General features: G+C 60.0%; 12 protein-coding genes. All 12 read left to right on the top strand.

Going from position 1 to position 14,417, the window contains the following annotated elements; translation table 11 throughout:
- The first annotated feature begins 148 nt into the window (after positions 1 to 148).
- Complete coding sequence (locus tag DW870_RS02775) at positions 149 to 583, top strand: division/cell wall cluster transcriptional repressor MraZ (RefSeq protein WP_006234269.1); 435 nt, start codon at positions 149 to 151, stop codon at positions 581 to 583.
- A 20-nt stretch (positions 584 to 603) separates the two neighbouring features.
- A complete protein-coding gene (gene rsmH / locus DW870_RS02770) occupies positions 604 to 1,569 on the top strand; it encodes a 16S rRNA (cytosine(1402)-N(4))-methyltransferase RsmH (RefSeq protein WP_006234266.1) in 966 nt (321 codons plus the stop codon).
- A gap of 90 nt (positions 1,570 to 1,659) precedes the next feature.
- Positions 1,660 to 2,130, top strand: a complete 471-nt coding sequence (locus DW870_RS02765; protein ID WP_022094483.1) for a hypothetical protein — start codon at positions 1,660 to 1,662, stop codon at positions 2,128 to 2,130.
- 182 nt (positions 2,131 to 2,312) lie between these two features.
- On the top strand, positions 2,313 to 4,013 hold the full coding sequence (locus DW870_RS02760) for a penicillin-binding protein 2 (protein ID WP_306421710.1): 1,701 nt from the start codon (positions 2,313 to 2,315) through the stop codon (positions 4,011 to 4,013).
- A gap of 126 nt (positions 4,014 to 4,139) precedes the next feature.
- Entirely contained in the window at positions 4,140 to 5,564 is a 1,425-nt protein-coding gene (gene murF / locus DW870_RS02755) for a UDP-N-acetylmuramoyl-tripeptide--D-alanyl-D-alanine ligase (protein ID WP_117770004.1), read from the top strand.
- Positions 5,565 to 5,567: 3 nt separating this feature from the next.
- On the top strand, positions 5,568 to 6,587 hold the full coding sequence (gene mraY, locus DW870_RS02750; RefSeq protein WP_117746963.1) for a phospho-N-acetylmuramoyl-pentapeptide-transferase: 1,020 nt from the start codon (positions 5,568 to 5,570) through the stop codon (positions 6,585 to 6,587).
- A 9-nt stretch (positions 6,588 to 6,596) separates the two neighbouring features.
- Complete coding sequence (gene murD, locus DW870_RS02745; protein ID WP_117770003.1) at positions 6,597 to 8,003, top strand: UDP-N-acetylmuramoyl-L-alanine--D-glutamate ligase; 1,407 nt, start codon at positions 6,597 to 6,599, stop codon at positions 8,001 to 8,003.
- A 36-nt stretch (positions 8,004 to 8,039) separates the two neighbouring features.
- Positions 8,040 to 9,533 carry a putative lipid II flippase FtsW gene (gene ftsW, locus DW870_RS02740; protein ID WP_117770002.1) on the top strand — a complete coding sequence of 498 codons (1,494 nt, stop codon included), beginning with the start codon at positions 8,040 to 8,042 and terminating at the stop codon, positions 9,531 to 9,533.
- The gene (gene murG, locus DW870_RS02735) at positions 9,523 to 10,638 is read left to right on the top strand and encodes an undecaprenyldiphospho-muramoylpentapeptide beta-N-acetylglucosaminyltransferase (protein ID WP_117770001.1); all 1,116 of its coding nucleotides are present in this window, start codon (positions 9,523 to 9,525) and stop codon (positions 10,636 to 10,638) included. The genes ftsW and murG overlap by 11 nt, the downstream gene beginning before the upstream one ends.
- A 97-nt stretch (positions 10,639 to 10,735) precedes the next feature.
- Positions 10,736 to 12,154 carry a UDP-N-acetylmuramate--L-alanine ligase gene (gene murC / locus DW870_RS02730; RefSeq protein WP_055286074.1) on the top strand — a complete coding sequence of 473 codons (1,419 nt, stop codon included), beginning with the start codon at positions 10,736 to 10,738 and terminating at the stop codon, positions 12,152 to 12,154.
- Positions 12,155 to 12,159: 5 nt separating this feature from the next.
- Positions 12,160 to 13,071 (top strand): UDP-N-acetylmuramate dehydrogenase, encoded by a 912-nt coding sequence (gene murB / locus DW870_RS02725; RefSeq protein ID WP_006234257.1) that lies wholly within the window; start codon positions 12,160 to 12,162, stop codon positions 13,069 to 13,071.
- 424 nt (positions 13,072 to 13,495) lie between these two features.
- The gene (locus DW870_RS02720) at positions 13,496 to 14,284 is read left to right on the top strand and encodes a cell division protein FtsQ/DivIB (protein WP_227790121.1); all 789 of its coding nucleotides are present in this window, start codon (positions 13,496 to 13,498) and stop codon (positions 14,282 to 14,284) included.
- Positions 14,285 to 14,417 lie beyond the last annotated feature (133 nt).

Here is a 14,417-nt window from a genome sequence, read left to right as displayed (position 1 = left end):
TATGGTGAGTGGAGTAGTGGGGCGGGGTGGGGGAAGGGGTGGGGAAAGGTGTTGAAAAATGGGGCGGTTCCCCATATTATTAATGACGTCGACAAGCGGGGTGGTTCCCCGCGTACGTGCCATCTGAGTAACCGAGGGGAGGGCGCACATGGGAATGACTGGTGCATACGAGCGCAATCTCGATGCAAAAGGTCGTCTGTCCCTGCCTGCACCCCTTCGCGAGGAGCTTGGAGAGCACGTTCGCGTGTTCAAAGCCCTGGATGTCGATGCTCTGTACGTGTTCTCTGCCGAGGCCTTCGATAAGTGGGTCGAAGGACTCTTCGCGGGTCGTGAGGGCCACGAGGGTTTTAACCCGCGTGACATTAATGACCAGAAGCTCATGAGGGCGATCAACAAGCGCACCACGTCGATGGACGTGGACAGCGCCGGTCGTATCGGTCTTTCCGAGTCTCTCCGCAAGCAGGCGAACCTCGACCGCGAGGTCACGGTTGTGGGCAACTACGACCACCTTGAGGTTTGGGATCGCGCCGCGGCCGATGAGGACGATGACGATGAGGCCCTGCTGGACCTCTTCTTCTCGTAAGGGCAAGGCACGGGTAACGGATGGAGCGTGGGATCTTGACACAAGAATATCGGCATGAACCTGTCATGCTCGGCGAAGTGCTTGAGTCGCTGCGGCTAAAGAGCGGCTCCGTTGTCTGCGATTGCACCCTTGGCGGTGCCGGCCATTCGGTAAAGATGGCCGCGCAGGTGGGGGAGACGGGCCTTTTGCTCGGCGTCGATCAGGACGACATGGCCCTCGAGGCCGCTGGCGCCCGTCTGGACCGCGAGGTTCCCGGCGTTCCGCACCAGCTGCTGAAGGGCAACTTCGGCGACTTGGACGAGCTACTTTGCTCGGCCGAGGTGCCCGGGGTCGATGGCTTCCTGTTCGATTTGGGCGTTTCGTCGCCGCAACTCGATATCCCTGGCAGGGGCTTTTCGTATAACGAGGACGCCCCATTGGACATGCGGATGGATCCGGGTAATAACACCTTAAACGCAGCTGAGGTCATCAACACCTATAACGAACACGACCTCGCCCGGATTCTACGCGTCTACGGCGAAGAGAAGTTCGCCTCGCAGATCGCGCGCGAGATCGTGCGCCGCCGCGAGCAAGAACCGATCGAAACCACCGGCCAATTTGTCGAGATCATCAAGGCGGGTATCCCGGCTGCCGCTCGTCGGCATGGCGGACACCCGGCCAAGAAAAGTTTCCAGGCCATTCGCATCGAGGTCAATCACGAGCTCGATGTGCTCGAACGAGGGCTTGATGCCGCCACCAGGTGGCTCAACCCGGGCGGACGTATCTGCGTCATCTCGTATCACTCGCTCGAGGACCGTATCGTAAAGAACCACTTTAAGGAGATGAGCCAGGGGTGCACGTGTCCGCCGGAGATTCCGGTGTGCGTGTGCGGCAACGTGCCGATACTCAAGGTCATCACCCGCAAACCCTTGGTTGCCCAGCCTGATGAGGTTGAGCGCAACCCTCGGGCGAGATCAGCCAAAATCCGCGTGGCGCAGCGTCTGTAGGCGCGACCGTGCGATATTGGACCTCCCGCTCGCACCATAAACGAAGCTTAAACACACTACCAACGTACTCGGGATGGGAGGCGGCATATCATGGGCTACAACACTTCAAGCGCAGCACTCGCCTATGATATGAACGCCATGCCCGCCTATCGTGAGACGCCGCAGGCCCCCGTTGCTCCCCGTGAGCAGCGCACGCCGCGCTTTGATGTCTACACGGGCGCGGGCCGTCAGGCAAACCAGGCGGTAAGCCCGGTTTTCATGAGCGTTCTTAAAACGTTTTGCATCATTGCGGCTATCTTCATGACGATCGGCGTCGCCCGCGTGGCGCTCGCCGGCGTTACGGCCCAGGTGCTCAACAGCAACGCCGAGCTTACCAACACGCTCGAAAAAGCGACCGATGAGAGCTCCGACCTGGAGGTCATGCATTCGGTCTATGGTGCCGACACGCGCATTCGCGACCTTGCGGGCGCTTATGGCATGGTGGAGCCCAGCGAGAGCGTTACACTTGACTTTTCGCAGGATGCAGCCGCGGGCGCCAACGCGACCGCGACCGCTCAGTAGCAAGACGGTAGCTGAGTATGACAAATGACTATCGCCGCGGTTCCGATGGGGGCCGCGGTTCTGGACGTCCCTCGTCGCGGGGACGTTCTGGTTATCAAGGAACGGGTCGGCAATCTTACAACGCCGGGCAGTCCCGTGGCAACGACCCGGCGTCGCGACTTCGCGGCTCGGGCGGCCCTCAAGTGCATAACACCAGGTCGCGCAAGAGTTCGTCGACCGAATGGCTCACAGGCGCGCCTCTGCCTCGCCGCAAAGCCGTCATGGGCTTCATCGGGCTTGGCTTGGGCTTGGGCGTCTTTCGCCTTGCCGACTATCAAATTGTCGAAGCCGATAAACTGCGCGAGCGTGCCGATGCGCGCCGCCTGCTTGCGCAGACCCTCTATGCCAAACGCGGCACCATCTACGACCGCAACGGCAACGTGTTGGCGTCGTCGGTCGAATGTCGCAACATCGCCGTGAACCCGCAGCTTGTCGAGGATGTTGACAAGACGGTGTCGGCGCTGGTCAAGGCAACTGGAATCGATAAAAAGACCTGCCGCAAGCTCGTTGAGTCCGATGGAACCTGGGTGTATATCAAGCGCCAGGTGGACGAAGACGATGTTGCGGCGCTGGAGAAGAAGAACCTGCCCGGCGTGCTTTTTGAGCAGGCCATGAAGCGCGTATATCCATACGGCAATCTGGCATCGCAGGTGCTGGGTGTAGTGAATGTAGACAACGACGGCTTGACGGGTCTCGAAAAGCAATACAACAAGCTTCTGACCGGCACGAACGGTTCTCTCGTACGCGAGCGCGCGAGGGACGGCAGCTATATCGCGGGCGGTGCCTATAAAAAGGTGGCTGCGGTCGACGGCGTTGATATCGTGACGACGCTCGACGTCAATATCCAGCGTGCGGCCGAGGATGCCCTGGCAGAGGCAGTTGAGAAGACTAAGGCCAAGAACGGCTCGGCGCTGGTCACCGATCCTACGACAGGCGAGATTTTGGCAGCCTGCTCGTACCCGACCTACGACCAGACCGATCTGGAGAATGCCAAGACCGAGGATATGAATCTGCGCCTGGTCACCGACGCCTACGAGCCCGGCTCGGTCTTTAAGACGCTCGTGGCGGGCGCCGGCTTCGACTTGGGCGTCGTGCGATCGAGTACGTCGTTTGAGGTGCCGGCGAGCATCAAGGTGGGCGACGATACCGTCACCGATGCCGACAAGCGCGACTATGCCATGACCATGGATGTGCGCGAGATGATGCGCCGTTCGTCCAACGTGGGCTTTGTCCTGGTGGGGCGCAAGATCGGTGCCGACGACTTTGCCGCCTATGTGGACAAGTGGGGCATCGGTCACAGCTCGGGTGTCGATTTTCCGGGAGAGAGTCTGGGTATCGTCAAGGAGCGTGATCAGTATGACGGCGCCACGCTGGGCTCGATGAGCTTTGGACAGGCACTGTCCGTCTCGCCGATTGAGATCGCACGTGCCGTGGGCGGCATCGCCAACGGCGGCGTGATGATGACACCGCACTTCTATAAGTCCAGCAAAGGCGACGAGAAGGACTGGGGTGAAGGCGAGCGCGCGATTTCGGAGGACGCCGCATCCCAGGTGACATCGTGCATGCAGACGGTCGTGTCCGAGGGAACGGGCGTTGGCGGCGCGGTTGACGGCTATGACGTGGCGGGTAAGACCGGTACGGCCGAACGTGCCGACGAGAACGGCGGCTACCTCAAGGAGAACTACATGTCGTCCTTTATGGGCTTTGCACCGGCACAATCGCCCAAGGTGCTGTGCTATATCACGCTCGACGGAACGCCGAGCGGCTCAGATGCCGCTGCGGTGCCGTTCCAGTCCATTATGGCCAACGCGCTCGACGTGCTGGGTATCCCGCACACGAAGTAGGGGGTTACAATCTTTGGGGCGTTGTTTGTTGTCCCATATGAGGGTGTTCACATGCCCTGCACCACGCATGTGCGGCGCTGGGATACAATACGCCGATAGCATTATTAGGTTTACAGGGGAGCTGCAATGATAGAGATCGCCGTCAACAACCTCGCGGCCGCAACAGGGGCCCGAACCGTGACGGGAGAAGCCGATCGGGTATGCCGCGGGTGCGTTATCGACTCGCGCCAGGTCGAGGAAGGGACGATTTTCGTCGCCTTTCCCGGTGAAAACGTCGACGGCAATGATTTTGCTTCCCGTGCCGTCCAGTCGGGTGCCGGCGCCGTCGTGATGACGCGTGAGCCCGAGGCTGAGCTGGTCTCGCTGGCGCAGGACAAGGGGTGCGCCATCCTGCTGACCGATGATCCCGAGGAGTTTCTGCTGCGTTTGGCGCACACGTATCGCCTGGAGCTTGGCTGCCTGGTCGTTGGCATTACCGGTTCCATCGGCAAGACGACGACCAAGGACGTGCTCGCCGCCGTGCTCGCCAAGCGCTATCGTGTCTGGGCCACCAAGGGCAATTTCAATAACCTGATCGGCATGCCGCTCACGGTGCTTTCCGCTCCGGCCGATACCGAGGTCCTGGTGCTCGAGATGGGCATGAACCATTTCCACGAGATTGAGCGCCTTTCCCAGTCCGCCAATCCCAACCTTGCCATCGTAAGCAAGATTGGTACCTCTCACATCGGCATTTTGGGCAGCCGCGAGAACATCGCCCGCGCTAAGGCCGAGATTGTCCAGGGTATGTGCGCCGCCGGCGACTTCTTGCCGCTGCTGGTTTTGGGCGGCGAGGACGACTTTACGCCGTTCATTCGCGATACGTTCGCCCAGCCTGCTGGTATCGATGTGATGCTGGCCGGCGTCTCGGACGATGATGAGGTCCGTGCCCGCGACATTCGTGTTGATGACGAGGGACGTCCGGTCTTTACGCTCGATTTTGGCCAGGGTGAGACGATCGATACCATGCTTGCCATCCCCGGCGTGCAGTCCGTTCCTAATGCCGTTAAGGCCGCCGCGGTTTCCTATCGCCTGGGCGTGACGCCCGAGCAGATCGATGCTGCCTTTAGGGGCCTCACGATCACCGGTCACCGCCAGGAGATCAAGCGCGCCAAGAGCGGTGCCCGCGTCATCGACGATTCCTATAACGCCAGTGCCGAATCCATGGCTGCTGGCCTCGATCTACTGTGCTCGCTTTCGTGCACGGGGTCTCGCATGGCGATCCTGGGCGAGATGGGCGAGATGGGCGATGAGGCTCCTCGCATGCATGAGCTCGTGGGCGCCTATGCGGCCGCCAAGAAGCTCGACATGCTGGCGTGCGTGGGTGGTGAGCTGGCCCAGCTTATGGCCGATGCCGCGCGCATGATGGGCATGGACGAGGACCGCATCCAGGTGTTCTCCGATTATCAGCAGGTGCTCGACCGCATGGGCGGCGCGCTTGAAAAACATGATGTTGTACTGGTCAAGGGTTCCCGCTTTGTTGAGCTCGACCGCTTTGTGGAAGGTGTGTGCTAGCCCATGTTCGGCAATCCCTCGTATCCAACGTATCAGGCTTTTTTGGGGCTTGGCATCGCCGCTGCCATTGCGCTGCTGCTCATGCCGTGGTGGATCAAGCTGCTGAAGGTCGAGGGTATCGGCCAACAGGTCCGAGCCGACGGCCCCAAGCGTCATTTGATTAAACAGGGTACGCCGACCATGGGCGGCGTCATCATCCTTGTTGCGATTTCGCTGACCTGCCTGCTGATGGGCAAGCTCACCACCGAGCTCGTGCTCGTGCTGCTCGCCACGCTGGCGACCGGCGTGCTGGGCCTGATCGACGACCTGACCTCCGTTACGCATGGGCGCTCGCTCGGTCTGACGCCTCATGCCAAGATGATCGGCCTAACCATTATCTGTGTCACCTTTACGGTACTTGCCGTCAACTGGTGCGGCGTCGCCCCCGAGATTCGTTTTCCCGGCGGCCTGACGATTGACCTTGGCGTGCTTTCGACCACCATCTGCGGCCTTTCGTTCCCGTGGCTCTACATTGTCTTTTGCTGGCTGATGATCGCCGGTCTTTCTAATGCCGTGAACCTGACCGATGGCCTTGACGGTCTTGCCGGCGGCACCTCCATGATTGCCATGCTCGCCATGGCTGCCATGGCGTTTTTGCACGGAGACGTGAACCTGTCCATCTTCTGCACCGCGTGTGCCGGTGCCTGCTTGGGCTTTCTGTGGTTCAACTGCTATCCGGCGAGCATCTTTATGGGCGATACCGGCTCGCTTGCCCTGGGCGCCGCGTTTGCCTGCACGTCCATCATGACCAACACCGAGGTCGTCTCCCTCATCATCGGCGGCCTGTTTATCGTTGAGACCCTGTCGGTCATGATTCAGGTTGTCTACTTCCACTTTACGCACAAGCGCGTCTTCCTTATGGCGCCCATCCATCATCATTTCGAAAAGAAGGGCTGGGCCGAGACCAAGGTCGTCATCCGTTTTTGGATTATCGCTGCGGCCTTTGGTGCCGTTGGCCTTGCTTTGTTCTTCCAGTTGGGATAGTGGTCTTTCATGCCTCTTGCTGATGTCTTTAGCCTGCTCGTTTTGGGTCAGGGCAAATCCGGTCTCGATGTCGCCCGCTGGGCGCTGGCACATCCCGAGCGCGTAAGCGCCGTTACCGTGTATGGCGGCGGCACCTCTGAGCCCAATGACGCCACGCGTGCGCTCGAGGCTGCTGGTGCGTCGTTTGTCTATGGGGCCGAACAGGTCGAGGGCGCCTATGACGTGTGCGTGACATGCCCGGGTATTTCGGAGTTCTCGTCCTTCTTTAAGGCGGGGCGTGAGCATGCCGCTCAGATTATGGGCGAGCCCGAGTTTGCCTATCGCTTGTCTCCCCAAAATTGGATTGCCATCACGGGCACCAACGGCAAGACAACTACCACGTCGCTGACTGATTATCTGCTCAAGGCCGCCGGTGAAGCCAGCGTGGCCGTCGGCAATATCGGTGAGCCGCCGGTGAACGAGATCGACGGCCGCGCACATAATGAGTGGTTTGTGGCCGAGCTGTCGAGTTATCAGATTGCTACGACCGCCGAGCTTCATCCTCGCGTGGCGGTGCTGCTCAACATCACGCCCGACCACCTGGGCTGGCACAAGAGCCACAAGAACTATGCGCTTGCCAAGATCAAGTTGTTCGAGAATATGGTCGACGACGACCTCGTGGTTATCGACGTTGAGGATGCCGGCATCCATGAGTTCGATGAGTACATCTACATGCCGGGCCGCCGCATCTGCAAGGTCGCTTTTGACGAGCCCGAGGGTGCAGACGCCGCCTTTGTGCGCGACGGCAAGATGATCGTGCGTCTGAAGGGTGTCGAGACCCCGCTCATCGCTACATCCGAGCTCAAGATCTCGGGCCATCACAATGTCATCAATGCCCTATGTGCTGCCACGGCTGCTTTGGCCGTCGGTGCCGATCCCGAGGGCATTTGCCGTGGTTTGGCATCGTTCCAGCCGCTGGAGCACCGCGTTGAGCCCTGTGGCGAGATCGATGGCGTGCGCTACGTCAACGATTCCAAGGCAACGAACACCGATGCAGTCGAAAAGGCCCTGACGGCGTTTCCCGACGACGATGTGATTTTGCTGCTCGGCGGCCACGATAAGGGTACGCCGCTTGCGGACTTTGCCCGCGTCGTTATGGACAACGTGCGCTCGGTCGTTTGCTTTGGCGATGCGCGCGAGCGCTTTACCGCCGCTATGGACGAGGCCGATGTCGATGGTGACGTGGATATCGCCCAGGCGGATGACCTGCGCGATGCCGTGGACGTCGCCCGTTCGCTGTCGAGCCGTGGCGACGTGATCTTACTTTCTCCTGCCTGCTCTTCGTTCGATGAGTTCTCGGGCTATGAGGAGCGCGGCCGCGTGTTTAAGGACTATGTGGCCCAGCTTGCCGCTGCGGCGAAATCGCAAATGGAATAGGGGTTGCCGGTGAGAGAGGAGAGCCCCCGACAAGGTATGAGGAGGCCCGACTCGGACCGTGCTTCCTCGCGGCGCAGCACACCGCGTTCCGGTCGCGGCGGGCAGACGTTTAGCGAACGCTATATTGCCGGCGTTCCCGCCCGTATCATGCGCCCCCGTTTGATATTCATGGCCTGCCTGTTTACCTTGGTGTGCTTTGGCCTGCTGATGGTGTACTCGGCGTCTTCGGTCGAGGCGCTGCACGAGAATGGCTCGGCGACGTTTTTTCTGTTTCGACAAGCCGCGTTTGCCGGAGTTGGCGTGCTGGCTATGGTTGCCATCGTGCGCATCTTGCCGGACAGTTGGTTTGGGGAAGACGTGCTCAGGATCTTCCTCATAGGCATGATAGGGCTACTGTTTCTGGTGTTCTTGGTGGGCAGCGGCAGCCGTGGCGCCACGCGCTGGCTCAACATCGCCGGCATTCAGTTCCAGCCTTCCGAGTTTTTAAAGCCATTTGCCATTGCGTATTCGGCCATCATGCTCGATCGCTTCTTTTCGCCCGGTGGCAACATCAACGAATTCCTTCGCAAGATGGGCATCTACCTGGGCATTTCGCTCTTTCTGATCTTTATCCAGCCCGATTTCGGTACTGTCCTGATCATCCTGTTGACCCTCATGTGCATGGCGTTGTTTGCGGGTCTCGACCCCAGATTTATCATCGGCGTGCTAATCTTCGGCATTCTCGTGATCGCGATTGCGCTTGTCGCAGAGCCGTACCGTATGGTGCGTATTCAGGTTGCCTTGAACCCTTGGGCCGACGAGTATGGTGACGGCTATCAGGCCACGCTTGCCATCATGGCCTTTGCCTCGGGCGGTCTGTTCGGCCGTGGCATCGGCAACTCAACCATGAAGTACTCGTATCTGCCCGAGGCGCACAATGACTACATTCTGGCTATCATTGGCGAGGAAGTCGGCTTTGTCGGAACCGTGCTGTTCTTCTTGGTGTTTGCGATGCTGATCTACTCGGCGTTTCGCATTGCCGAGCAGGCGACCGATCGTCGGGGCGCGCTCATGGCGTCTGGCTCCGCGGTCATTCTCGCAGTGCAGTTTTTGATTAACGCGCTGGGCATCCTCAACGTGTTTCCCATGACGGGCAAACCGTTGCCGTTTATTAGCTACGGCGGTTCGTCGATTATTGTGTCGCTTATGCTTGCCGGGTTGATCCTGCGCGTTTCGTACGAGAGCGCCCGCCGCGATGAGTATGACCGCCGCCGTGAGAGCTTTGCCGTTATGGACGAGAGCACCGCCGGCGTAGCCCATGTGCGCGGTGAACGACCTTCGCGTAGCGGCTTTACCGTTCTGGATGGTTCTGCATCCGAGCCGGCAGCTCGTCCACGCCCGCGAATGGCTCCGCAAGGTCGTCCGCAGCGCCCCAGCCCTCGCAACGCGGGCGGCGGATATAATCGAATCGATTTGAACTCGGACCCGTCGGCGCGTCTGCGTACCGACGACCAGGGACCGCGTGTACGAAGGGACTACCATGACCGATAAAATGACCGTTGCTATTGCAGCCGGCGGCACGGCAGGACACATCAACCCCGCGCTCGCCTTGGCCGAAGAACTGCGTGACCGTGGCCACCACGTTGTGTTCGTGGGCCAGTCGCGCAAGCTCGAGGGTCGTCTGGTCCCCGAGGCTGGGTTTGATTTTGTGCCCATTACGGTCACGGGCTTCGACCGCTCCCGTCCTTGGACGGCGCTGACCTCGCTGTGGCGTGTCAACAAGGCCAAACGTGCGCTCGCCAGTCATTTCTCAAAGGTCGGCAAGCCCGATGCTGCCGTCGGTTTTGGTGCCTATGTCGAGGTTCCGCTGCTGGGGTGGTGCAAGGGCGCAGGCGTTCCGTATCTGCTGCATGAGCAGAACTCTGTTCCGGGCCTGGCCAACAAGATGATGAACTCCCACGCCGCCCGCGTGTGCATCTCGGTGCCGGCAGCGCGTTCGGTCTTTGAGCGCGAAGGTGACCCTGACCACGTGCTCATGACCGGCAACCCCGTACGTCGCTCGGTAATCGAAGGCGATCGCGCTCGCGGCCGCAAGGCACTTGGCGTTCCCGAGGACGCTACGCTGCTGCTCGTCTTTGGCGGTTCACTTGGCGCCCAGCACCTCAACGAGCGCGTGGTTTCGCTCAAAAACGAGCTGCTTTCGCGCAAGAACCTCTATGTGTTGCATTCGACGGGTGCCGACGGCTTTGAGGAGACCGAGCGCGCTTTGGCGCTGACGCCCGAGGAGGCGAAGCGTTACCGCGTCCAGCCTTACATCGACAACATGGGCGATATGTTGGCTGCTGCCGATTTGGTGCTCTCGCGTTCGGGCGCATCGAGCGTGGCCGAGATCGCTGCGCTCGCCGTGCCCTCGGTGCTCGTGCCGTATCCGCATGCGACGGCCGACCACCAAACCACCAATGCCCGGTATCTGGTCGACGCCGGGGCCGGCGTGCTCTGCGCCGATGCCGATATCGACGGTTCTGCCTTTGCCGATGAACTGCTGCACCTGGTCGATGACGCGGCGGCGCGCGACGCCATGCGTCAGGCGGCGCGTGGTCTGGCTCAGGATAGGGCCGCCGCTCTTCTGGCGGATGCGGTAGAGGGTTTGCGTTAGTTAGACGGGATATCGTCGGTCGCCCTCGCGCTGATGCGGTAGGTGCGGTACAGTTAACGGGTTACAGGCAGTGTTTACGCAAGGAGTACACGAGCACATGGCTGATTCCCAGACTGCAACCTCCGCGCCCGAGTTTAAGAGCGCCCACTTTATCGGTATCGGCGGCGCCGGCATGAGCGGCATCGCCCTCGTTCTGCACGAGCGCGGTTATGCCGTTACCGGCTCCGACCTTAAGACGTCACGTTATATCCGCCAGCTTACCCGCGCTGGTGTGAAGGTACATGTGGGCCATGAGGCCGCCACGATCGACGAGGTCAAGCCCGACGTGGTTGTTGTCTCCACCGCTATTCCGGAGTCCAACCCTGAACTCGTGCGCGCTCGCGAGCTTGGTATTCCCGTGTGGCCCCGTGCCAAGATGCTCTCTGCCTTGGGCCACGGCTACACTACCGTCGCTGTTGCCGGCACGCACGGCAAGACCACCACGTCTTCGATGTGCGCCACCATGCTCGACCGCATGGGTCTGGATCCGAGCTTCCTGATCGGTGGCATCGTCGAGGGCTATGACACGAACGGCAAGAACGGCTCGGGCGACTACTTTGTCGCCGAGGCCGACGAGTCCGACAGCTCCTTCCTGTTCCTAAACCCCAACGTGGTCATTGTGACCAACGTCGAGGCCGACCACCTCGATCACTACTCGGGTATCGAGGAGATCGAAGCGACTTTCGCCAAATTCATGAGCCTGGTGGGCGAGGACGGCACCGTCATCGTCTGCGGTGAGGACCCGCATCTGGTCGAGCTCGCCAAGTCGACGGGCCGTCACGTGCTTTCCTACGGCTTTGCCGAGAGCAACGACATCGTCTGCATGCACCCGGATGTCAAAGGCATCCAGAGTGACTTTATCGTTCGCTTTGAGGACGGCACTGAGCATGCCGTGGAGATCAAGAGCAATCCCGGTCGCCACAACATGCTCAACGCCACGGCGGTGCTCACCGTCGCCCATGTCCTGGGCCTTGACATCGACGCCGCCGCCAAGGCGCTCTCGAGCTTTGAGGGCGTCCGCCGTCGCTTTACCCACGTGGGCGATATCGATGGCATCACCGTGGTCGATGATTACGGCCATCACCCCACCGAGATCAAGGCGACGCTTGCTGCCGCTTCGTCGCTGGGCTACAAGCATGTCGACGTCGTGTTCCAGCCGCACCGTTATTCGCGCCTGCAGGCCCTGTGCGACGACTTTGCCGATGCATTTGCCAATGCCGATAAACTGCTGCTGATTGATGTGTTCTCGGCTGGCGAGATGCCCATTCCGGGTGTTACCTCTAAGATGCTCGCCGATACCGTGCGCGCCAAGCATCCTGGCAAGGAGGTCGTGTACTGCTCCAGCCGTCTTGAGCTCAATCAGGAGCTCGAGCAGATGGTGGGCGAGGGCGATCTGCTGCTCACTATGGGTGCCGGTGACGTTACGACCGTCGGTCCCGAGTTCATTGAGTATCTGACTGCCAAGAAAGACGCTTAAGTCTAATGGGTCTGTTTAATGCCGTCATGGCGCTCTCGGGCATGATCGACACGGATGTGATCGAGGACGAGCGCCTTGCGCGTCATACGAGCTATCGTATCGGCGGCAAGGCCGACCTCTTTGTGACGTGCCATAGCTATCATGCCCTCCGCCGCGCCGTGGCGGTGCTCGATCGCGAGCAGGTGCCGTGGGTCATCATCGGCAAGGGCTCCAATCTGCTGGTTGCCGATGGCGGTTATCGCGGCGCCGTCATTTCGCTCGGACGTGAGTTTCAGCGCACGGTTGTTGCCGATGACGGTTGTACGCTGACGGTCGGTGCGGGCGTGATGTTTGCGCGCCTGGTCAACGATGCCCTGTCGCGTAGCCTCTCGGGCCTTGAGTTTGCCGTTGGCATCCCTGGCTCGGTTGGCGGTGCGATATCTATGAATGCCGGCACACGGACCGAGTGGATTGGCTCGCTGGTTGAGGATGTCGTAACGTTTGACCCGGCATCCGGTATCAAGCATTATGCGGGGTCCGAGATCACTTGGGGCTACCGCGAATGTAGCCTTCCCCGCAATGAGATTATCCTCGAGTGCGTGCTCAAGCTTAAACCGGCGCCCAAGGCCGACATTCGCGAGCGCATGGAGCGGTACCTGACGAGGCGCAAGCGTACGCAGCCCATGGGTCGCGCATCCTGCGGGTCGGTCTTTCGCAACCCGCCCGATGCGAGTGTGGGCAAGCTTATCGAGGATTGTGGATTAAAGGGTTTTTCGATTGGCGGCGCGGAAGTTTCGCCCGTTCACGCTAATTTTATCGTTAATAACGGAACTGCCTCGGCCGATGACGTTGCCGCGGTTATCAGACATGTGCACGGAAAGGTGAGGGAGGCGTATGGCATCGAGCTCAGACCGGAAGTTAAATTCCTCGGCTTCTAGAGCATCGAAACCCACCTTCCGCCGCGCCGGAGGGCGTTCCGGCGCGCCTGCCAAACCTCAACGCAATACCGTCGCGCACTCTAAGTCTGTCGGGCATGCTCGACAGACCAGTCGTCCGGTTGTCGGCTCGCAGCTCGGTAATCGTCCGGCCGCAAAAAAGTCCTCGCGTCCCTCGGTGACGTCAAAGCCTGTTATGGGCGCCAAACCCGCCCGTCCCATGGCAACTCCTAAGCCCTCGACGGGAACTAAAGCGCCGCGTCCAGGTCGCACGCTGGGCGCATCGAAACCGCGCTCGCTGACATCGGTGCCGGCTACCGCCAAGAAGCCTTCGGGTAAAAAAAGCGTCAACCCGTTATCTTCACTTGGGGCGATGGTAAATAAAACATCAGACGCCGCTTCTGTCGTTGCAGGCAAAGGCAAAATCGTGGGCGGCGTTCTGGCCGCCTTGGCCGTGCTCGTCGTCGTTGCCATCGTGGTGATCAACTCTGGATTGTTTACCGCCACTGATATTCAGATTCAAGGCAGCGAGCATGTGACGAAGCACGATGCTATCCAGCTGATCGATTTGCCCGAGGGAACGTCGCTTTTTAACGTCGATCCCGACCAGATTACCGAGGACCTCAAGCAGAATCCGTGGGTCTCGGGCGTGGATGTCCAGCGTCAGTTCCCGCATACGCTCATCATTACGCCGATGGAGCGCAAGGTCATCGCAATTGCCTATATCAGTTCCGATGACCTTGCCTGGGCCATCGGGGATGATGACACCTGGATCGCCCCACTGTCGACGTCGGTCGAAGTGGACGACCAAGGCAACGTCATCACGACAGGGCAGGGCTCAAATACCTTGACCGGAATCGATGCCGCGCTGGCGCTCGCTAAGCACTATGGCGCGGTGTTGTTGACTGATGTCTCGGCGGATGTCGCTCCGGTTTCCGGCCAGGCGGTGAGCTCCAAGGCCGTTAAGGCTGGCTTGGATTATGTGCGTGGTTTTTCGAGCGAGTTCTTGGGACAAGTCAAGGATATTTCCACGCCTTCGGTCGAAGCCATCTCGGCAAACCTCAATAACGGCATTGAGGTGTCGCTGGGCGATTCGAACGATATCGTCAAGAAGGAGCGCGTAGTCACCAAGCTGCTTTCGCAGGTAGAGGGCGTAACGTATATCAATGTGCGCTCTCCGGGTAACTATACATTTAGGAACGCTCCGACCTCGTAGCGCTGGTTGATGCTTTGTTGAGGGGCCATACCACGCCGTTTATCTGGTTTGTTTGGTTTTCACGGTCAATTATTTGACTGATACGTTCATAATGTGCAAACATAATACGGTTTACCTTTGCATTTACTTTCAA

This window comes from Collinsella sp. AM38-1BH, assembly GCF_003467545.1.
GTDB lineage: Bacteria > Actinomycetota > Coriobacteriia > Coriobacteriales > Coriobacteriaceae > Collinsella.
This window is presented reverse-complemented; position numbering and strand designations above follow the sequence as displayed.